This is a genomic window from Shewanella sp. c952 (genome assembly GCF_019654975.1).
Taxonomy (GTDB): domain Bacteria; phylum Pseudomonadota; class Gammaproteobacteria; order Enterobacterales; family Shewanellaceae; genus Shewanella.
Genome location: NZ_BPEW01000005.1, coordinates 129758 through 151685, shown reverse-complemented (window position 1 = coordinate 151685; position 21928 = coordinate 129758). Strand labels below are relative to the sequence as shown.

The window sequence follows — 21928 nt, the reverse complement described above, 5'->3', positions numbered from 1 at the left end:
GAACGATCAAACCTTTATCTTGATTGGTATTAGTTGGTTATTGTGTTGCTCATTGCCCACATAGATATGAGCATAGGCTTAAGAGCATGTTGTAAAGCGTTTGGTGCTGGCATAAAAAAAGCCTGCTAGCTGCAGGCTTCTCTTGGATTATACGCAGTGCATTTCGCTGCTAATTATAGTGAACCGGCTTTTCATCGATAGTCACAGGTACTTCGTAAGATTTTCCTTCACGAATAATGGTCAGCTTGACCTCTTTGCCTGGTGGGGTTTCTGCAATTCTGTCCATCAACATCGCTACACCGGGTATTGCTTCACCTTCATAGTGAGTAATAACATCACGCTTTTTGAGCTTTGCTCTTGCTGCTGGTCCTACTGGGTCGATACTGGTGATCAGTACCCCTGTAAGATCAGGAATGTTGAGGATCTGCGCCATAACAGGGCCAACTGCTTCCCCGCCAATTCCCAAAGCACCACGAATAACGCGACCATCTTGGATAAGTTTGCTCATGATGCTGTGGGCAAGTTTAATGGGAATTGCGAAACTAATACCATGGGTGCCACTTTCATTACCTATCTGAAAAGCTGCTGTATTGATCCCAACAAGTTGCCCGGTAGTATCAATAAGCGCACCGCCTGAGTTACCTGCGTTAATCGCGGCATCAGTCTGTAGAAAATCGAGATAGCCAGAACTCAGTCCATTTCGACCCGTTGCACTAATAATACCTTGGGTAATCGTTTGGCCTAAGTTGTAAGGGTTACCAATCGCGAGTACAACGTCACCGACTCTAGCGGGTACGTCGAGCTCTAGCGGTACTAAAGGTAAGTTGTCACCTTCGATTTTCAATACTGCTAAATCGGTTTCTGGATCGCTGCCGACAACTTCTGAGGTGAACTTCCTGCCATCTTGCAAGGCAACAACAATTTCATCGGCTTGTTTTATGACATGGTAGTTAGTGAGTATGTAGCCCTCTTTACTCATTATCACGCCTGATCCGAGCCCTTGCAGTGAACTAGGTTTAAGCGGTTTTTTTTGATCTATGCTGAGACTGTAAATATTAACGACAGCGGGAGCAGCTCTGCGCACAGCCGTCGCAAAAGAGAGTTCGTTGCTACTGGTTACCGCGCGATTGAATAAACCATTAGTGAGGCTTTGCCCGGTAATTAAAGGCATCACAATAATGATAACTGCAGCCATGATAAGGCCAAACGCTATGGCTTTACTGACATATATAAGAGTGTCTTTAATCATCATGTCTGGGAGTAATACTGAAAAGGTGAGTTAGATTAACATGTTTGAAGCTAACACGCAGTACGAAAGCCTTAGGTAAACAGAAATAGCCGAGTGATTCACTCGGCTATTTCTCTAAGGGAATCCGTTAGCGAAGGATCAAATATATACTGGTATTATCTCGCTGAATTTTTAGCGCGACAGAACCCTTTTGATCTTCAAGCACTGACTTCAATGACTTAAGATTTTTCACTTTACTGCGATTAACACCGACAATCACATCACCCTTTATTAGGCCACTTGCGGCGGCAGGTGAACCTTGAGCTACGTCAGTAATGCTAACACCGGAACCGTTTGAATTTTCAAGCTTAGCCCCTTGAAGCATCGGGTGTACAGCGCCAGCTGCAGCTTCTGCCGTTTGAGTTGATTCGCCAAGTACCGCTGTAACCGTTTCTTCATCGCCGTCACGAATAAGGCCAAACTCAACTTTACTGCCCGCTCCCATTGTGGCTACTTTTGCACGAAGCTCTTGGAAGCTCTTAATCTTACGACCATTGACGCTAACAATAATGTCGCCGACCTTAATCCCTGCTTTATCTGCTGCGCTGTCAGGCATCACTTCATTGATAAAGCCGCCATGTTGCGTTTCGATGCCAAAGCCCTTAGCAAGTTCGCTGGTTAGGTCTTGACCCAATACCCCGAGCACTCCGCGGCGAACTTCGCCATGTTCAATGATCTGTTCCACTAAGTTGCTAACCATATTGGCTGGTATAGCAAAGCCAATACCGACGTTACCACCTCCGGGTGCGACAATCGCAGTATTGATCCCGATAAGCTCGCCGTTGAGGTTCACCAAAGCGCCACCTGAGTTACCACTGTTTATGGCTGCGTCGGTTTGAATGAAGTTCTCTAACATCTCAATGCCAAGACCACTACGACCCATAGCGCTGACAATGCCTGAAGTCACCGTTTGTCCAAGTCCAAAGGGATTACCGATAGCCACGGCAAAATCGCCAACCTGTAATTTATCTGAATCCGCACGTTTGAGGGCGGTGAGGTTTTTAGCTTTAACTTGCAACAAAGCGATATCAGATTCAGCATCGGTACCGATCAGCTTAGCTTCGACTTCACGGCCGTCATGTAAGCCAATAAGAATTTCGTCTGCCCCCTCAATGACATGGTTATTGGTAACGATATAACCCTCTTTAGCATCGATAATTACCCCTGACCCTAGCCCTTTAAACGGACGTTCCTGCACTTGCTCCCTTGGTGCATTAGGGCCAAAGAAGTAGCGAAATGCATCGGGAACCTTTTGTTTAGAAACATGTGTGCCTGAAACCGCAACCGCAACCACAGCAGGCGTCGTTTTTTGTAGCATAGGTGCTAAGCTTGGAACTGTTTCACCACCAACGGCTAATGGAATCGCCGCTTGAGATACAATAGGGGCGAGCGTTAATGTTGCGCCTAAAAGGGCTGCTGAAAGTAAGGATAATTTAGTCTTCATTTATACGTTGCTCCAATTTCGTCAAAACTAATGTCTGCATGGTTCTGTAAATATGTTTCCGATATGAAGGCAGCTGCCATGCATTTCATAAAATCACATCATTGTTATTGAGTCGGACTCAAGCGAGTATCAAAAAGTTCATCAATCATTAACAAAGGTTAATTCAGCGATACAATATTCTTATTTATTCAGATTGATGGGGCTTTCTTAGTATAGGCACTATCTATTGATGCGCTGTGGTTATCGATAAGCTTTGGCTCAGACGTTGCTGTATCGGCGGCTGTCGAGGTCAATGTGCTGGCTGATGTATTCCATTTTTGGTTTACTTTAGTGATAAGACTCGTCAATTCTGCCAACTGTTTGTCGTGTTCATCGCAGTGATCTGACACCTCTTGCTTGTACTGGCTTAACTCTAATTGTGTTTGCTCTAATTGCTTATTTTGACTCTTGTCTTTGCTATTCCTAGATAAAACGCTATGCCCCACATAGCCAAAAACGCTACCAATAACAAAGGCTGCAAAAGTTAATGCCCATTCCATAGTGACTCCAATAACGACTTTTAATAAGAGAGATGCAGCCAAATATACATTGCAGCATTCCAGCGTGGTACTATTTACTGCAGAGTTTAATTAAAATTAATCGTCAAACAGCCTAAAATGGCTGATTTGTGTTTGTCCCCTACTTATAGAGAATGATTTACGTGTCGCATTTAACGCCTTGGCAGCATTATCAGCAAGATCTAACTCGAGATGACTTTTCCCACGATGCAGCACAAGAGCAAGCCGTTAAGCAGCTGCAACGCGTGTATGACGATCTTATTGCACTCAATTCTCAAGGCCGCAGCAGCAATAAGCTGTTTTCTCTTTTCGGCAAAAAATCTACACCAAGTGTTCAAGGGCTATATTTGTGGGGCGGGGTTGGACGCGGTAAGACCTACCTCATGGATACCTTCTTTGATGCACTGCCAGGTGATAAGAAGCTGCGAGCACACTTCCACCGCTTCATGCACCAACTTCATATCGATTTAGCCCAGTTACAAGGACAACGAGATCCATTGGTGACGATAGCTAAAAAAATGGCGACTCAGTATCAGGTGATCTGCTTTGATGAGTTTTTTGTATCTGATATTACAGATGCGATGCTGTTAGGCACGCTGTTTGAATCTCTGTTTGCTGAAGGTGTGGCTTTGGTCGCAACCTCTAATATCATTCCCGATGAGTTATACCGTAACGGCTTACAACGTGCGCGTTTCCTTCCTGCTATCGCCGCGATTAATAAGCATTGTGAAATTTTGAACGTTGATTCTGGTGTAGATTACCGACTTAGAACACTTGAGCAAGCTGAGATCTACCATTCGCCTCTTGATGAAAAGGCTGAGCAAAACCTACAAGAGTATTTTGCTAAACTCGCGCCAGAGTCAGAAGTATCAACTTTGGGACTCATTATAGATGGACGCACTATTGATATTCGCCAGCAAGCTCAAGGTGTATTGCTGATTGATTTTAGAGCCTTATGTGACGGCCCACGCAGCCAGCGAGACTATATGGAGGTTGCAAGACTTTACCATACAGTGCTGCTGAGTAATGTTGAGCAGATGGGCGAGCATTTGACTGGCGACGATATCGCAAGGCGATTTTTGGCGATGGTTGACGAGTTTTATGAGCGTAACGTTAAGCTCATTATTTCCTCAGCGGTATCGCTGGAAGATATTTATACCGAGGGTTTACTAAATTTTGAATTTAGGCGCTGCCGCTCAAGATTAACGGAAATGCAATCCCATGATTATTTGGCGTTGGAACATCTGCCATAAGTCAGAGTGACATCAAATAGGTAGATAGTTGGCGCGTTAATTAAAGTGCCGCTACTGCCTTGAACAGCTCTTTAGTTGGTGTCAGTAAACAGTTTGATGCTAGCGGGTAGAGTTCGATAGATGAATTTTTTAAAAAGAGATAGCAATTTATCTAAAAATTAGGTGATTTTTAACTCATCTTTGTCTATAATCCGCCACCTGCCCTCGTTATCCACCACTCTAGGTGGAAGTTGTAAAGCCTAATTCTTTGCTCGAAGGGGCGGGGAAAGGCATTTTTTGTGTTTTTGCCAATAGTGGCATTAGCATGTGAGACAGAATTTTAACATTGGGTTTTTGTAAATGAAGACTACTTTTACTGCTACACCAGAAACAGTCACTCGTGACTGGTTCGTCGTTGACGCCGAAGGTAAAACTTTGGGTCGTATCGCTACTGAAATTGCTACTCGCCTACGCGGTAAGCATAAGCCAGAGTATACGCCTCATGTAGATACTGGTGACTACATCATCGTTATTAACGCTGAGAAAGTTACAGTGACTGGTAACAAAGCTAAAGGCAAAGTTTACTATTCACACTCTGGTTTCATCGGTGGCATTAAGCAGATTACTTTTGAGAAGCTGCAAGATCATAAGCCTGAAATGATTATTGAGAAAGCAGTTAAGGGTATGCTACCTAAAGGTCCTTTGGGCCGTGCCATGTTCCGTAAGCTTAAAGTTTACGCTGGTACAGAGCATAACCACGCTGCACAACAACCTCAAGTTCTTGATATCTAAACGGGATTATAGCAATGGCTGCAACTCAATACTACGGCACTGGCCGTCGCAAAACATCTACAGCTCGCGTATTCGCTAAAGTAGGTACTGGTAACATTACTGTTAACAAACTACCTCTAGACGAATATTTTGGTCGTGAAACTTCTCGCATGGTTGTTCGTCAGCCACTTGAGCTAGTTGAAATGACTGAAAAGTTAGACATCAATGTAACAGTTAAGGGCGGTGGTAACACTGGCCAAGCTGGTGCAATTCGTCACGGTATTACTCGTGCGTTGATGGAACTTGACGAGTCTCTACGTCCTTCTCTACGTGCTGCTGGTTTCGTTACCCGTGATGCTCGTAAAGTTGAGCGTAAGAAAGTTGGTCTACGTAAAGCACGTCGTAAGCCACAATTCTCAAAGCGTTAATTTTCGCTTTCAGAGTTCAAAAAACCCAGCTATATGCTGGGTTTTTTATTGCCTGTCATTCTGTCGTCTCAGCTTAATCCAATAGCATCCGATCGTTGTTTATTCAGTGAGCAAGGCTTTGTAGGCAAGACAGACGATTGAAGTTAATCGTTACTCTCAACTCAGACATTCTTGGTAATTGCGGCTGGCAATACTCTAAATCCTATTAGGCGTAGCTTCGGGCTGCCTTCAGTATCTAGGCATCATTAATGAATAATACCAATTGCATTAAGTATTTGACCCGCTCAGAGCCCATCAGCCTTTTCAATTCAACGCGCATTGGTAAAGAAATGGTTATTCCCTTTTAAGCCAATGCAAAGCAGAAGTGGAAAGACTGAGGGGCTCACGTAGTGCGGCTGAGGTAAAAAATTGGCAAAACGCTGTAGGCTTCGTTATAGGATTTGGATATACGACTAAATGATCTATTTTGTTCCATACAAAATAAGACATTCCGGCCCTCCTTGGCGGTCAGGTTTAGCAGGTTCGAGACCAAGCATGGTCGAAGGTAGAATAATGCAGAAGCAACTATCGAGGGCGAAGCTGGATGCCAGAGCCGAGAATAACAATTAGCTCAAATCCCATTACTTGCCTACAGCGTTTTGAATTGCCGCTGAATGGTCAAACTTTTAATGCAATTGGCATAAAAGGTCTTATTTGTTTATTGAGATTGTATGCTGCCGCTGTTTGCATGTTTGGGTCACCCATAAGGCTGTTAGAGCTAAGATATAAGTTAGTAACTTGGAGTATGGCTAAGTGACTCTAATCCTCTCAGTGGACGTTATGGCTAGCTACAACTAGTTTGTGCAGTCGGTGTTGATAGGTTTTATCTGTTTTGAAACGTGTTTCCTATACTTTCTGTTAATTACTCTTACTACTAGAGTCACTAAAAGTGGTATAAGAAATGTGTTGGGCGTAAATGCCGTATTTGAGTGAATGAAAGTGTGTTCATATTATAAACTGTTCGGTATAGGAAATACTTTGTTATGTCTTTTGAGTTAATCATGCTTGCGTTAGGTTTAGTGTTGATAATTGAAGGAATTGGTCCACTTTTGTTTCCAAACCGTTGGCGCGCCTATTTAAAAGAAATTTCCAATCAAAATCAGCAGCTTCTGCAACGATTAGGTGGTTCTTTGGTCACAGTTGGCATAGTCATATTGATTATTTTTTCATAAATTACTTGCCTACAGCCCCTATAGATCTGCTAAAATCCCGTTTTAACCACTACCGTGCAGCAAATAATGGGCAAAAACGTTGTAGTTCTCGGCACCCAATGGGGTGACGAAGGAAAGGGTAAGATAGTCGATCTTCTTACCGAACAGGCTAAATATGTCGTTCGTTACCAAGGTGGCCACAATGCTGGTCACACTTTAGTTATCGATGGCGACAAGACCGTTCTTCATCTTATTCCATCAGGGATCTTACGCGATAATGTGAAATGCATTATTGGTAACGGCGTGGTGCTTGCACCTGACGCACTGATGACTGAAATTAACATGCTTAAAGAGCGTGGCGTACCTGTAGAGGAACGTTTATTAATTTCTGAAGCATGTCCTCTAATTCTTCCATTCCATTGTGCATTAGATATGGCTCGCGAAAAAGCGCGTGGCAATAAAGCTATTGGCACAACGGGTCGTGGAATTGGTCCAGCATACGAAGATAAAGTTTCACGCCGCGGTTTACGTGTAGGCGATCTGTTTAATGCAGAATTGTTTGCCGAAAAACTGAAGGAAGTGATGGCTTATCACAACTTTATGTTGACTGAATACTACAAGTGCGAAGCAGTTGATTATGAAGAGACATTGAAAGATGCTCTTGGGATTGCTGATTACTTGAAGAGCATGTGCACTGACGTTTCTGAGCTTCTTGATCAGGCACGTAAAGCAGGTGAACCAATTCTATTTGAAGGTGCTCAAGGCACGTTACTAGATATTGACCATGGTACTTATCCATTTGTAACCTCTTCTAATACTACCGCAGGTGGTGTTGCAACAGGTTCTGGATTTGGTCCGCGTCATCTAGATTACGTACTGGGTATTATGAAGGCATACACCACGCGTGTTGGTGCAGGTCCTTTCCCTACGGAATTGGAAAACGAAATTGGTGACTACTTAGGTACTAAGGGTCACGAGTTTGGTGCGACTACGGGTCGTAAACGTCGTCCAGGTTGGTTAGATATTGTCGCAATGAAGCGTGCAGTTCAAATCAACAGTGTAAGTGGCTTCTGTTTGACTAAGCTAGATGTTCTAGATGGTCTTGAAGAAGTGAAGATTTGTGTCGGCTACCAGTATCCAGATGGAACTGTAGCAACAACAACTCCGCTTGCTGCAGAAGGCTATGAGCAGGTAACCCCTGTTTTAGAGACTATGCCTGGTTGGAGCGAAACAACATTCGGCGCAACATCTGTAGAGCAGCTGCCACAAGCAGCAATGAACTACATTAAGCGTTTAGAAGAGTTGCTAGAAACGCCAATTGATATTATCTCAACGGGTCCGGATAGAAACGAGACCATGATTCTGGTGAATCCGTTTAGTTAATAAAAAGAGGCCGCGATTAGCGGCCTTTTTATTGGGTGCTTACTGAAGGTAAAAAAAGTCGCTACAACTAGGAAGGGTTGAAGCGCAGGTAGTCCTCAAGAAATACGTTATACTGCCGATGAAAAAGACAGAGCAGGCTGCAAATATGTCTATAGCTGGTAATATATTTGTGCTTGAATTTATTCACTGTCATTGAGATAACTTATGCTGCGTTATGTATTAATTATTGTATTGTCGATAATTTCTTTGCCGAGTATGGCTGCTCCCAAAGCAGTAGACGTCTATACTCAAGAGCAACTGGTTGATTTAATCCGTAGTAAACGCTATTTAACGCAAGTTAAGGGCGATGATTGCCAAATTGTAGAAGATATTGAAGCTAGAGCTGAAGTGTTAAAACAGCCACTCTATCAGTATCTTTGGGCTGAAATGCTCAATTACGGGATCTGCGTTAAGGCCAACCCGCCGCGTGGGATCTCGATGTTAAAAACCTCAGCACGACAAGGCAGTGCTGAAGCCATGGTTAGAATGGCGGAGTATTATCATGACGGTAAATTCGTTATGGAAGATAAAGAGCGTGCTGTGCAATATGTATTGCCCGCTGCAGCGACAGGTGACCTGCCTGCGCGAATCATGTTGGTTCGGTTATTTGGTGAAGGCTATGGTAGCCCACGCGATTACGAAACTGGATTTCATTGGCTATACAACGAAGTATTTAGCGATGAAACGGTGCAAGCCGAAGCAAGCAATTTGTTAAAGGTGTTAGAGGCGAAAATGCCGCCCAGCTCAGTGGCTAGGGCAAAACAGGAACACCTGAGAACGCAACAATAAGCATGGCTGAAAGCAGTCATGCCAATATTTTGGAAAATGAATGATACAAGATCCACATATTAAGCGAGAGCAAGAAAAGTACGACAATCCTATCCCAAGTCGTGAGTATATTTTGGAATACTTACGCTCTCAAAAGTCCCCGTTAACCCGTGAACATATCGCAAACGCACTTAAGATTGAGGGCGAAGAGCAATTAGAAGCTATCCGTCGTAGATTACGAGCGATGGAGCGTGACGGTGAGCTGGTGTTTACCCGTGGCAAAGCTTATGGCCTACCAGAAAGAATGGACTTACTAACCGGTACGGTTATTGGTCACCGCGATGGCTTTGGTTTCCTTAAGTTAGAAGAGGGCGGAGATGACCTCTATATAAATAACCGTGACATGATGATGTACTTCCACGGTGACAAAGTTCTAGCACAAAAAGCGGGTGTCGATCGTAAAGGTCGCCGTGAAGCCAGAATTGTCCGTCTAGTCGAACAACGCACTGCGGCATTAGTCGGCCGTTTTCATCTTGATGCTGGCATGGGCTTTGTTATTGCTGATGACCGTCGCATAACCCAAGAGATCCTGATCCCTGAAGAGGACCGAAAAGGCGCTCGTCAGGGAGATATCGTTGTTTTGGAGCTGACTCGCAGGCCTGGGCGTTATGTAAAAGCTGCCGCGAAAGTCATAGAAGTTTTAGGTCAACAGATGGCTCCTGGGATGGAAATCGAGATTGCATTGCGCAATTACGACCTTCCACATAAGTGGTCAGGGCTGATTGAGAAGAAGCTTAAAAAAATACCAGATGAAGTGACAGAGGCTGATAAAGAAGGCCGAGTTGACCTACGCCATTTGCCGTTAGTGACTATTGATGGTGAAGACGCTCGCGACTTTGATGACGCGGTATATGCAGAGAAGAAAAAGTCTGGTGGTTGGCGTTTATGGGTAGCAATCGCCGATGTTAGCCATTATGTGCGTACAGAATCGGCATTAGACAGAGAAGCGCGTTCGCGCGGTAACTCTGTTTACTTCCCATCTCAAGTCATTCCGATGCTGCCAGAGAAGATCTCAAATGGCCTGTGTTCGTTGATGCCTGAGGTTGACCGTCTATGTATGGTTGCTGAGATGACGATTTCTGCAGCGGGTAAATTATCGGGATATAAGTTTTATCCCGCCGTGATGCATTCTCATGCTCGTCTAACCTATACCCAGGTTGCTGACATGCTAGAGGGCGGAGAGGTGAGTGATAAGCTCAAGCCTATATTCCCGCATCTACAAACGTTGCAATCTTTGTACCTGACATTAGACAGTATTCGTGGCGATCGTGGTGCTATTGCGTTTGAAACCACCGAAACCCAGTTTGTGTTTAATGAACAGCGCAAAATTGAAAAAATTGTGCCACGCAACCGTAACCAAGCGCATAAGATCATTGAAGAGTGCATGATTTTAGCAAACGTGGCTTCGGCTAAGTTTGTCAGAAAGAACAAAGGTGAAGTACTGTACCGTGTTCATGAATCACCATCGGAGCAAAAGCTCACCAACTTTAAGGATTTCCTCAAAGAGCGTGGTTTGACGATGGAAGGTGGACTAGAGCCTACTCCAAAAGATTACCAAGCGGTGATGGAGCAAGTAGCAGATAGGCCCGATGCTGAACTTATCCAAATCATGTTGTTGCGTTCAATGAAGCAAGCAACTTATACACCTGATAATGAAGGCCACTTTGGCTTGGCATTAGAAGAGTATTCGCACTTTACTTCGCCAATTCGTCGTTACCCTGATTTGATTTTGCATCGAGTTATTCGTTACTTGTTGTCAAAACAAGAGGGAGAGCAATCTGAACAGTGGACGGCTGACGGTGGTTACTGTTACAAAATTGAAGAGCTTGATCAGTTAGGTGTTGAGTGTTCAACCACAGAGCGACGTGCAGATGAAGCGACGCGTGACGTCAATGATTGGCTCAAATGTGAGTTTATGCAAGACCATGTTGGCGATACGTTTGAAGCCGTTGTTGCTTCAGTGACGCACTTTGGCATGTTTGTTCGCCTAAACGACCTATTTATCGACGGATTAGTGCATATTTCAAGTTTGGGTAGCGATTACTACCAATACGACAACATGCGTCAACGTTTGGTCGGTGAGGCCTCTGGTCAGGTTTATCAGATTGGCGATACGGTAACGGTAAAAGTTGCTGCAGTGAATCTTGATGACCGTCAAATCGACCTGATGATGGAAGGGGACTCAGCTGGCGGTAAACGCCGTAAGCCGAGTAAACCTATGACAGCCAGGGAACGTGTTAATCGTGAAGGCGCTAAGCTTGCTGACAAAGAGCGAAATGCAGGCAAAGGTAAGCGTTCAAGTAGCAGTAAGAGTGATGCCAAGTCAGGCTCTCGCTCGGCAAGTAAAAACAAATCAAGCAGTGGCAGCAAAGCTGGCACGACTAAGACAAAAGCTTCTGCAAAAAAGTCTTCGGCTAAAAAAGCCAAGTCAGCGAAGCGTAAAACGAGTAAGAAATAGATGAAGAAGCAAGATATTACTTTCGGTTTGCATGCTGTTGAAGCTGTACTGCAAAATAGCCCTGAACGCGTTATCGAAATCTGGGTGCTACAAGGCCGTGATGACAAGCGATTAACACCGATTTTAGAGATCGCATCACAGTGGGGCGTGTCTGTTCAGTATGCCTCTCGCAAAGCGTTAGACGATAAATCAGCAGGTGGTCAGCATCAAGGCGTTGTGGCAAAGGTGAAAGCGGCCAAGATCCTCAATGATAATGATCTACACACAATGTTAGATGCTACTGAAACACCATTTCTATTGATTCTGGACGGTGTTACCGATCCGCATAATCTGGGGGCATGCTTGCGTAATGCTGATGCGGCTGGTGTGCAAGGGGTTATCGTGCCGAAAGATAATTCAGTTGGCTTAACACCGGTTGTAAGTAAAGTCGCTTGCGGTGCAGCTGAAATCGTTCCTCTGTATCAAGTGACCAATCTTGCGCGCACCATGCGTAGCTTACAAGATAAAGGGATCTGGATTGCGGGAGCTGCAGGTGAGGCTGATAGTGATGTTTACCAAGCTAGCCTAACAGGGCCGCTAGCGATTGCTATGGGCGCTGAAGGTAAAGGACTTCGACGCCTCACTCGTGAAAGCTGCAATACCTTAATTTCTATTCCAATGGCGGGCAGTGTATCTAGTTTAAACGTGTCTGTTGCGACGGGTATTTGCTTGTTTGAAGCGGTGCGTCAACGTCTTGCAAAATAAGCTTATAATGAGCTAATTACCTGCACATCACAGGTCACTACTCTAAAACGCCGATGAAGCTTTGACTTCATCGGCGTTTTTGTATTTGAAGGCTAAAAATGATGACAGATAGTGCTCACGGTTGCTCGTATCCTGCCTGTAAATATATAACCGTTATTTGTGGTTACAATTTATTAACCTGTACTGTTTAACTTTGTTAGCACATGCAGTAGTTTAGCCAAACTAACTCTAATAACAGGATGTTTATATGCGAAACAAAGTATTATCTTTATGCGTGCTAAGTTCAATTGCCGCAGCCCCCTCTTTTGCTGAAGAGGACAAGTTCCTTTGGCTTGAAGATGTAGAGGGTAAGAAACCAATGGAGTGGGTCAAACAACAAAATACTCACTCGGAAAAGGAGATAAAAGCATATAAAGGGTTTGATGGGTTAGTCAGTAATAGCCTTGCGATTTTGAATAACAAAGAGCGGATCCCTTACGCTAGTCGTATGGATGGCTACCTGTACAACTTCTGGAAAGATGAGGATCATGTTCGAGGTATATACCGTCGAACCACCATGGCGGAGTATGTCAAAGCAGAACCTAAATGGGAGACGGTATTAGATGTTGATGCTCTAGGTAAAGCCGAAGGAGTAAATTGGGTATACAAGGGAATGGATTGCCGTTACCCCAATTATGATCGTTGTATGGTATCGCTGTCACGCGGTGGAGCTGATGCCGTTGAAGTGCGCGAGTTTGATTTAAAGCAAAAAGCATTTTTAGACAAACAGAGCAAACCCTTTACATTGAATGAAGCTAAATCAAGCGTCAGTTGGATAGACAAAGACACTGTTTTTGTCGGTACTGATTTTGGTGATGGCAATAGTCTTACTGATTCAGGTTACCCAAAAGTTGTTAAGCAGTGGCAACGTGGAACACCTCTGTCTGCGGCTAAAACAATTTTTAGCGGTAATAAAGCCTCGGTTGCGGTGTCTGGTTATGTCATTTATGACGATGAAAAGGCACTTCAACTGGTGACTGAAAGCCTCACTTTCTATACCGCTCAACACTATGTATATCGCGATGATAAATTGGTTGAGTTGCCATTGCCAAAAGACGCCGATATTAAAGGTTATTTCAATGACCAGCTTTATGTAGAGCTTAAGAGTGAGTTAAAAGTTGGCGGGAAAACCTTTAAGCAGGGCGCTATTGTTTATACCGATCTTGATAATTTGATTGCGCAAAAGCCTGAATTTAGTGTGTTGGTTGAACCAACTGCGACAGCGTCAATTTCGCAAGTTCGATTTACTAAAGGCGCGATATTGATTACTTGGCTCGATAACGTCAAAAGTAAATTGATACGTTATGTACAGAAGGGCGGCAAGTGGCAAACGCAGCAAGCTCCATTTGATGTTAACGGTACATTAAGTGTATTCGGTGCTGAAGATGACAGTAATGAAGTCTTCGTTAACTACACCAGCTTTTTAGAACCCTCTAGTCTTTACCTATTCGACGCTAAGAGCATGAAGGCAAGTAAGTTAAAGGCGATGAAGCAACAATTTGCAGCTGAAGATTTTGAAACTAAACAGTACTTTGCTAAATCAAAAGATGGTACCAAAGTGCCATATTTCGTGGTTATGGCAAAGAACATAAAGCTAGATGGCACAAACCCAACTCTGCTCTATGGTTATGGCGGGTTTGAAGTTTCATTACGTCCATCATACTCTGCGACAATAGGTAAAAACTGGCTAGAGCAGGGCGGTGTATATGTGCTATCTAACATTCGCGGCGGTGGTGAATATGGACCTGCGTGGCATCAAGCTGCGTTGAAAGAGAATCGTCATAAGGCTTATGAAGATTTTGAAGCGATAGCAAAAGACTTGGTTAGCAGAAAAATCACTTCGAGCAAGCATTTGGGGATCCAAGGTGGCAGTAACGGTGGTCTACTAATGGGCGCAGCATTCACTCGTAACCCTGAGCTGTATAACGCAGTCGTGTGCCAAGTGCCGTTACTCGATATGAAACGCTATAACAAGCTACTTGCTGGGGCGAGTTGGATGGGGGAATATGGCGATCCAGATATTCCAGCACAATGGGACTACATAAAAAAATTCTCGCCTTATCATAATCTAAAGCAGGATACGGCTTACCCTAAAGTGTTTTTTACTACCTCAACTCGCGATGATCGTGTTCACCCTGGTCATGCTCGTAAAATGGTAGCGAAAATGGAAGACATGGGGATAGATGTTCTGTATTACGAAAACATAGAAGGTGGCCATGCAGGTGCTGCTGATAATAACCAAGCCGCGGAGCTCAGCTCCATGGTTTACGCCTATTTAATGCAGCAATTAAAGTAACAGAGAGGCACTGGTAATTAAATTGCCCTTGAGTTTACCTTAAGCAAACTCAAGGGCAGATTATCTAATATGGTTATTGAAAGGTATACAGCAGATTAAAAGTCGTGATGGTATCAGTCTGCTTAGACCCTTCAGGTACGACTTGAGTGTATTTGATATTGACGCCGATTTTGAATGCCCAGTCTTGAAAAAGGGTATTTTTATAGCTCATATCTAAAGTCAGCGTGTTGTTGTCTTCTCCGACCTCAGAGGTCAAGTCTGCATTTAGACTGGTGTACTCTTGTAGTTTCTGCTCAAATTTTGCCGCTGTACGCAAAATGACATCTTTATTGGCATCAGGGTTAGGGATACTGTCTGTCGAAATGGGTAAGTTATAACGATAACCTGGGCCGACTTCTAAACTAAGCTTGGTACTTGAATTAGAAATAGCATCGAAACCATAGCCACCAGAAATGGTAGATACGCGAGTGTAACTACCAAATTTATCCCAGGTGAAGTCTCCACGGCCGAAAACGTAACCACTATAGAATTTGTAGCTAGATTGCAGTTGCAGGTCGTACTTCTCTGACGTGGTCTTTTCATCATCGGCCGCAAAATAACCTTTAATGGTAGCCTCTTGCCTCGTTGAATCAGTGTCGTAAACTAATTTTGTACGGCCATTGAAGCTACTTGATTCAGTGTTACCTGTATTAAGCTGGAAACCAGCTTCAATTTCAGCGGTAAAATCACTCGGTGGTTCTTGATAATCAGGCGGTACAAGTGCCAAGGCTGCTGGTGAGCAAGATAGTGCTATAGCTGCGGTAAGGATTCTAGACATTATTATTCTTGGTATGCTGTTCTAGGTTGAAAGTAAAATTGTGCAATGCGACATCATACCTAGAATCAGCTGCAGCGCAAACTAGATTCCTGCTTGTTATATGCCCCTTTTATATCTTGGGGCTAAGTGAGGAGTGATTTGTTCTAAGGTGATAGCATTAACATCGATAGTCTTGTCTATACAGAGCGGTCTAAACGAATGCAATTACAGCAAATAGAAATTCTTCCACTGTGAACTCAACACACAAGCCCTCAATCTTTGTTTAAGTGGACGCAATCAAAGCAGTCTAATGTCGCTGGCATAGAAAAATTCGACTGCTACAAATTGATGTCTTACTTAAAACAACGGGTATAAAACAGTTAATTTCGTTCTAGGTGAGTTATCGCTTGAGTCTCGTCGCTAATTTATGTATTATTCCGCGGCTTAAATCAGTCACTTTAATTAGTTCCTTGCCTCTATTAGGTTTGACTGAGCCAACAACGAGGCTAGATAACCGTAAGGAGCAAAAAAATGCGTCATTATGAAATCGTATTTTTAGTTCACCCTGATCAGAGTGAGCAAGTGCCAGGTATGATCGAGCGTTACACGGGTATTCTTACCCAAGCTGGCGGTCAAATTCACCGTTTAGAAGACTGGGGCCGTCGTCAACTGGCTTACCCAATCATCGAGTTGCATAAAGCTCACTATGTTCTTTTGAACGTAGAGACTACTGCTGAATCGGTTGAAGAACTTGAAACAGCTTTCCGTTTCAACGACGCTGTTTTGCGTAGCATGGTTATGCGTACTAAAGCTGCCATCACTGAAGCATCTCCAATGGCTAAAGCTAAAGACGAACGCGATACACGTCGTTCATCTGAAGAGCGTGCACCTCGTGCAGAAGCTACTGAAGAAGTTAAAGAAAGCGCTGAAAACACAGCTGAGTAAGTTTTTTTGTGACCACAAACAATTTGGTATTAGCAGGAACCATTACGCGTTCTAGACGATTTGATAGCCCAGCAGGCATTGCCCATACGGTACTGATGTTGGAGCACAAGTCTCAACGTTATGAAGCAGAAATGCTACGCAACGTTTATTGTCAAATTCAAGTTGTATTAAGTGGTGAACGCTTTAACAGCGTTACAGAAAATCTGAAAGCCGGCGTAGAAATCCAAGTCGAAGGTTTCCTTAATCTGCAACAGAGCAGAAATGGTCAAAGTCGTTTGGTTTTACACGCTGAAAATGTCGAATTGAAAACTTAGGAGACTGTCACATGGCACGTTATTTCCGTCGTCGCAAGTTCTGCCGTTTTACTGCAGAAGGCGTTACCGAGATCGATTACAAAGATATCGTTACTTTGAAGAACTACATCACTGAAAGTGGTAAAATTGTTCCTAGTCGTATCACTGGTACAAATGCTAAATATCAACGTCAACTAGCTCGCGCTATCAAGCGTGCTCGTTATCTTTCTCTACTGCCGTACACTGATTTACATCAGTAATACTGCAATAATTTAGAGGAATATAAAATGAACGTTATTTTACTTGATAAAATCGCTAACCTAGGCAACTTGGGTGACCAAGTTTCTGTAAAAGCTGGTTACGCTCGTAACTTCCTTTTACCACAAGGTAAAGCTGTTGTTGCTAACGCTGCTAACACTGAAGTTTTTGAAGCACGTCGTGCTGAACTAGAAACTAAGTTAGCTGAAGAATTAGCTGCTGCTTCTGCTCGTGCAGAAAAAATCACTGCACTAGAAGCTGTTGTTATCGCTTCTAAAGCTGGTGACGAAGGCAAGCTATTTGGATCTATTGGTAACCGTGACGTAGCTGATGCAGTTACTGCTGCTGGCGTTGAGCTTGCTAAAAGCGAAGTACGTCTACCATTAGGTGCATTGCGCAACACTGGTGATTTTGAAGTTGAAGTTCAACTTCACACTGAAGTTAAAGCTATTGTTAAGCTTTCTGTTGTTGCAGAAGACTAATATTTTGCATTAATACCTTCGGGTATTGGCAAAGCTTTAATTTAAAACACCGCACTAATTTATTAGCGCGGTGTTTTTTTATGTCTGAAATTCAGCATTCCGACTCCGTTCTAACTAACTGTGCAAGAGTATTTATTGGTAGCGTTGATTGCAGACCTTGCAATAGTAAAGTCTGAATATATAGCTAGTATTGGCTGCGACAGGTTAGCTATAGTCAGTATGTATAAGAAATAGCCGAAATTAACATTGGTTGTTTACGGCAAAGGGAGTTATAAAATTATTGTGTGTACCACTTGGTTCCTTACTATTTCTAACTAAAAAAAACACCACGCTAGCAAGGCTAGGTGGTGTTTTTATTTGATTAATCTTCTAATACGACTAATCAAAGAGTTAAGTATAAACAAGAAAGTCTATATTTAACCTTAGGTGTAATGCTTAAAATCTAGCTTCAAGTCCAATACGAACATACCTAGGCGTTTGATAAGTATATGCTGCATTATGGAATGGATTAACAGTTCCAGAAGTCGCTTCATAGTGCTCATTTAGCGCAGTAGGCTCTTGAGTGTTAAGTATATTAAACACGTTTAGAGAAACTCTCATATCAACTTCTGAAATATTGAAGTTGTACGCAGCTGATAGATCTAAGTTAAATGTCCATGGTGTTCTACCATTAGTTCCACGACGATTAAATTGGTATGTATCGTTCTCAGCGTCGTATATCCAGAACTTATCACCCCAACCACCATTTAAGTTTGGATCATCTGAAGGGTAGCTTTGTCCAAATAGACTTAGAGGACGACCGCTAGATAGCAGTGCATTCCAACCAAGCGATAGATCTTCTACAACTTCATAGCTACCGAAGAACTTGAATACATGGCGGCGATCATTAGGCTGGTAACCATCAGAACCATCCATAACAGCTGGGAAGTCAAAGTCTTGTGTTATCCCCGCATCAGCTTGGCCAATATCAGACTTAACAGCGCCTTCAAAGTTACCGTAACTTTTAGACCAAGTATAAGTAAATGAGTAGCTTAATTTGTCATCGCGATAATTAAACTGAGTATCGACTGCTAGATACTTGTTTTCCGCTTCAGGTAAACCAATGGTCTCAGCACTATAAGTTTCTAATGATCCTTCATCAGGGATACCGTCATTTTCAAAGCTAGAGTCACCCCAATCAGTGCCATTCCAGTAATAACCATCCGCATACCAACTCATATCATCGCCTGGATTAATGAGTACACAATATGGGTAAGCGTAGCGACCACAATAGTCATCTAGAGCGGTTCCAACATTACGATAAGTACCCTTTATTCCGAAAGTGTATTCATCATTTAAGATCTGATCATAACCAATAATAAACTCGTCTTTGGAAAATGGTTCAGCTTCTTGTGCTTGGAAAATTCCCTTTTCTGGAATTGTTGGAACACCACTTACTTGTTGTGAGTCCGCTTGGTTGCCTGCTAGAGGGTTAATTCCCGTAGGTGTTCCATTTGCAGAGTCAATGCCTGCGAACGAATAGGCTGTGGTGATATCACTTACACCTGATGCTGCGCGGAAGACGGTATTATTGGCAACTGGCAGGTAATAGCGACCTACGGTAGCATAAAGCTTAGATTCGCCATCGCCATTAATATCCCATGTCGCACCTAAGCGAGGAGCGATATCAGTTGTAAAGTCAGTTAACACTTTACCCGTTGTTCCGACAGATTCAAACTGATCAACTCTGAAACCGATATTTAACAGTACGTTATCTGTAACTTGCCATTGGTCTTCTAAGTAGTAAGCTAATAGTTCGGAGCTAAATGCACCACCACCGTCAAAAACACGGTCTTCAACATAATCCATGTCGGCATCAGTGTTATTATAAACCCTACCATTATCAGCTTCGAAGTAAGCACCCGGAGCGAGTGTTTTGTATGTCCAGCTATGGCCGCCAATTGGACGACTTACACGTTCGGAAAGTCGCTCTTGATAGTCAACACCAGCCGAAATCAAGTGATCCCCGATTGAGTATTCGAGATCTAATCGATATTGTGTATTTTCATCATTGTTTGCACCAAATGAACCGCCTGCACCACAAGATACTGCCGCAGGATTTTGAACCACACGTTCATCAGATACACTTGCACACTCTAAATTTGAGTTTTGAGTTTCATATTCAGTTTTAATCTGTCCAGCCATAGCTGATACGTTGAAGTCATCAGTAATAAAGCCGGTATAGCTCAAGCTGTGTGCTTCGCCACCACGTTTTACGAGGGCTGTATCAACCAGATTGCCAATGGTGCCTGTATTAGCATCATATTCATAGTCACTTTGTGTTGAATCTGCTCGGTTTGAGTAACCAAAATAGCTCAATCTATGATCGTCAGTAATGTCCCAATCAATTTTTGAACCCCAGAATAGAGAATCTTTTGCTTCAGTTTCTCTTTCTCGATAAATGTTAACTGCAGCAAATTCGCTACCTCCGGTAGTCCAGCTTTGATCTTTTTTCTGAGGTGCAACTAATCCATAGAAGAAAAGTTTATCTTCAATAAGAGGACCTGCAACAGATAGCGTTACATCCAATTTGTCATAAGAGTTTTTGCTATGATCACGGAATACATCACCTGCTCCGTTGTTCCCTTTTGAAACACGTCCTTCTTCACGAAGAGCATCAGGTTCCCATTGAAGAGTCGCATCAAATTCCCATTCGTTAGTACCGCTTTTAGTGATGGTATTAATTGTTCCACCAGTTGCACGGCCGAACTTAGCCGAGTAACCGCCAGTTTTTATTTGGAATTCTTTATAAAACTCATAAGGAACTTCACCACAGCCAAGGCCCTGACGAGTGTTTGTTACTTCTAACCCATTAATGTAACAAGCATTCTCTGCGGCTGAAGAACCACCGAATGAGTTAGCATCACTGCCGAAAGCCGCATCGCCTTTAACAACACCAGGTGCAAGTCGAGCAACTTCTGCAAGGCTTCGTCCTACTGGCAACATGTCTAGTTCATCTGCACCAATCGTGAGGCCTGAATCAGAAGAAGATATGTCTATTGTCGAAATCCTAGCGCCACTTACCTCTAAAACTTCAATGTCTGTACCACTGTTAATACTGAAGTTAGCATTGGTATTGGCACCTAGCTGAACTTTATATTGTTGTTCGGCAAAAACGGTATTACCTTTAGATATGGTTACTTTATAGTTTCCTGATGGTAATTTTGGAATACGGTATCTACCATCATTATCCAGTTGAATAGAGCGTGTCGTGCCAGTATCGATATTTGTCGCTTTAACTGTGTAGCCTTCGATAGAGCCATTGTTGATATCGACTTTACCAAATATATCTTCAGCTTTGACGGCTGAACTCATGGCTAACAGTGTCGAAATTGACACTGCTAATAGCGAGCGCTTGAAATTGACTGTCTTCATGTTCATTCCTTGAAGTATGAGTGTTTTTTATTGCTTGTTATTTGATTGTTGTTTTTCTGTTTTAACTTTGTAGCGAAGATGATGCTATAGGTTTGCGGCTGTCAGATCAAATATTTCTAGGATTATATTTTTTATGATTGGTTAGCTCTAATTGTTAATTTTTTAATTGTCTATTCTGATTTAGGCTAGTGCATGAGTCTGATTTTAGGGGGGGGGAAGTGATTTCAGTTGTAAGCAGGCTTTTGTGTAGTAATAAATGTTTAATCTATTCAGTCGGTTAATTACTAGGCGTTGGCCTGAACTAGTGTGTTTGCTTTAGAGAAGAGGTTGATTTCGGCTAAATACGGCTGTTATATCGGGCTTTTGTTTACATAGTGCGGTCCTTAATAATGAATCAACTGGGAGAACTACCAACCGAATCCAGAATCGGTCGTTGGTTTTAGTCAAAATTAACGTGGTCCTCCAATTTAAATCAGTGAATTATTTTATTACTACAATGCTATGGGCATGATAAGCCTTTTACAGGTGAAGTTTAAGTTGTAACACCTAAGCTCAACAGGAAGGAGAAAGCAGTTTATTATCGGTGAACCGCAGCTGTGTTTTGGAGATGATTACATGTCTTTTTATTGATTGTTGATAACGTAACTTTAGTATTAAAACAGCGATAGATGAAAATGAATATGTTGAATAGTATTTATAAACGTTCCGTAGTAATTAGCTATGGTTTACGTGTGATCTGATCATGACTCCGTTATTTAGCTTATCATCAATGTTAAAAATTACAATATAATTTCTACATTATGATCGTTATATAGGGCCTTAAGGGGCCAGCTTCATTTCAAAGTTTCGACTGTTCGCTGCGACAGAATAGTGTTCTTAGTAGTCGTTTGTTCACCCGATTTCGCTAGTAGCTAAGTCTCTTAGTTAGAATGTATTAAGCTCACTCGGCTTCGTTGTTGTCATAGAGCGATTTCTAATACGATTGGCAAAAAATGGATGTGTAGAGTTAAAGAGTTACTCGTAATATATCGTTAATCTTGATT

At 42.8% G+C, this 21928-nt stretch carries 18 protein-coding genes; 13 read left to right on the top strand and 5 right to left on the bottom strand.

Annotated elements, in window-relative coordinates; genetic code table 11:
• Positions 1 to 169: 169 nt before the first annotated feature.
• The 3 genes from degS to K5R16_RS05970 all read right to left on the bottom strand — a co-directional run bounded on the left by degS (position 170) and on the right by K5R16_RS05970 (position 3271).
• Positions 170 to 1252: an outer membrane-stress sensor serine endopeptidase DegS gene (gene degS / locus K5R16_RS05980; protein ID WP_220736619.1), complete on the bottom strand. Its 1083-nt coding sequence runs from the start codon at positions 1250 to 1252 to the stop codon at positions 170 to 172.
• A gap of 124 nt (positions 1253 to 1376) precedes the next feature.
• Positions 1377 to 2732, bottom strand: a complete 1356-nt coding sequence (locus K5R16_RS05975) for a DegQ family serine endoprotease (protein WP_220736618.1) — start codon at positions 2730 to 2732, stop codon at positions 1377 to 1379.
• A 188-nt stretch (positions 2733 to 2920) separates the two neighbouring features.
• Positions 2921 to 3271: a ZapG family protein gene (locus K5R16_RS05970; protein ID WP_220736617.1), complete on the bottom strand. Its 351-nt coding sequence runs from the start codon at positions 3269 to 3271 to the stop codon at positions 2921 to 2923.
• 161 nt (positions 3272 to 3432) lie between these two features.
• Between K5R16_RS05970 and zapE the strand changes: the two genes are divergently transcribed.
• The 9 genes from zapE to K5R16_RS05925 all read left to right on the top strand — a co-directional run bounded on the left by zapE (position 3433) and on the right by K5R16_RS05925 (position 14697).
• Positions 3433 to 4542, top strand: coding sequence for a cell division protein ZapE (gene zapE, locus K5R16_RS05965; protein ID WP_220736616.1), 1110 nt, complete (start codon positions 3433 to 3435; stop codon positions 4540 to 4542).
• A 339-nt stretch (positions 4543 to 4881) separates the two neighbouring features.
• Positions 4882 to 5313 (top strand): 50S ribosomal protein L13, encoded by a 432-nt coding sequence (rplM, locus tag K5R16_RS05960; protein ID WP_202286478.1) that lies wholly within the window; start codon positions 4882 to 4884, stop codon positions 5311 to 5313.
• 14 nt (positions 5314 to 5327) lie between these two features.
• Positions 5328 to 5720, top strand: coding sequence for a 30S ribosomal protein S9 (gene rpsI, locus K5R16_RS05955; RefSeq protein WP_020910900.1), 393 nt, complete (start codon positions 5328 to 5330; stop codon positions 5718 to 5720).
• 1022 nt (positions 5721 to 6742) lie between these two features.
• On the top strand, positions 6743 to 6931 hold the full coding sequence (locus K5R16_RS05950; protein WP_020910901.1) for a DUF2065 domain-containing protein: 189 nt from the start codon (positions 6743 to 6745) through the stop codon (positions 6929 to 6931).
• Positions 6932 to 6997: 66 nt separating this feature from the next.
• Positions 6998 to 8293, top strand: coding sequence for an adenylosuccinate synthase (locus K5R16_RS05945; RefSeq protein WP_220736615.1), 1296 nt, complete (start codon positions 6998 to 7000; stop codon positions 8291 to 8293).
• A gap of 204 nt (positions 8294 to 8497) precedes the next feature.
• On the top strand, positions 8498 to 9121 hold the full coding sequence (locus K5R16_RS05940) for a tetratricopeptide repeat protein (RefSeq protein WP_220736614.1): 624 nt from the start codon (positions 8498 to 8500) through the stop codon (positions 9119 to 9121).
• 40 nt (positions 9122 to 9161) lie between these two features.
• Positions 9162 to 11618, top strand: coding sequence for a ribonuclease R (rnr, locus tag K5R16_RS05935; protein ID WP_220736613.1), 2457 nt, complete (start codon positions 9162 to 9164; stop codon positions 11616 to 11618).
• On the top strand, positions 11619 to 12362 hold the full coding sequence (gene rlmB / locus K5R16_RS05930; protein ID WP_220736612.1) for a 23S rRNA (guanosine(2251)-2'-O)-methyltransferase RlmB: 744 nt from the start codon (positions 11619 to 11621) through the stop codon (positions 12360 to 12362).
• A gap of 247 nt (positions 12363 to 12609) precedes the next feature.
• The gene (locus K5R16_RS05925; RefSeq protein ID WP_220736611.1) at positions 12610 to 14697 is read left to right on the top strand and encodes a prolyl oligopeptidase family protein; all 2088 of its coding nucleotides are present in this window, start codon (positions 12610 to 12612) and stop codon (positions 14695 to 14697) included.
• A gap of 73 nt (positions 14698 to 14770) precedes the next feature.
• Here the strand turns inward: K5R16_RS05925 and K5R16_RS05920 are convergent, their stop codons facing one another.
• Positions 14771 to 15514 (bottom strand): YdiY family protein, encoded by a 744-nt coding sequence (locus tag K5R16_RS05920; RefSeq protein ID WP_220736610.1) that lies wholly within the window; start codon positions 15512 to 15514, stop codon positions 14771 to 14773.
• 510 nt (positions 15515 to 16024) lie between these two features.
• Here K5R16_RS05920 and rpsF point away from each other — a divergent pair.
• Genes rpsF through rplI form a run of 4 tightly spaced genes read left to right on the top strand, consistent with a single transcriptional unit; the run spans position 16025 to position 17471 of the window.
• Entirely contained in the window at positions 16025 to 16438 is a 414-nt protein-coding gene (rpsF, locus tag K5R16_RS05915; protein WP_220736609.1) for a 30S ribosomal protein S6, read from the top strand.
• A gap of 8 nt (positions 16439 to 16446) precedes the next feature.
• Positions 16447 to 16752 (top strand): primosomal replication protein N, encoded by a 306-nt coding sequence (gene priB / locus K5R16_RS05910; RefSeq protein ID WP_220736608.1) that lies wholly within the window; start codon positions 16447 to 16449, stop codon positions 16750 to 16752.
• A gap of 11 nt (positions 16753 to 16763) precedes the next feature.
• Positions 16764 to 16991: a 30S ribosomal protein S18 gene (gene rpsR / locus K5R16_RS05905; protein ID WP_005497284.1), complete on the top strand. Its 228-nt coding sequence runs from the start codon at positions 16764 to 16766 to the stop codon at positions 16989 to 16991.
• A gap of 27 nt (positions 16992 to 17018) precedes the next feature.
• Positions 17019 to 17471, top strand: a complete 453-nt coding sequence (gene rplI / locus K5R16_RS05900) for a 50S ribosomal protein L9 (protein ID WP_220736607.1) — start codon at positions 17019 to 17021, stop codon at positions 17469 to 17471.
• Positions 17472 to 17906: 435 nt separating this feature from the next.
• Here the strand turns inward: rplI and K5R16_RS05895 are convergent, their stop codons facing one another.
• Positions 17907 to 20885, bottom strand: coding sequence for a TonB-dependent receptor (locus K5R16_RS05895; RefSeq protein ID WP_220736606.1), 2979 nt, complete (start codon positions 20883 to 20885; stop codon positions 17907 to 17909).
• Positions 20886 to 21928 lie beyond the last annotated feature (1043 nt).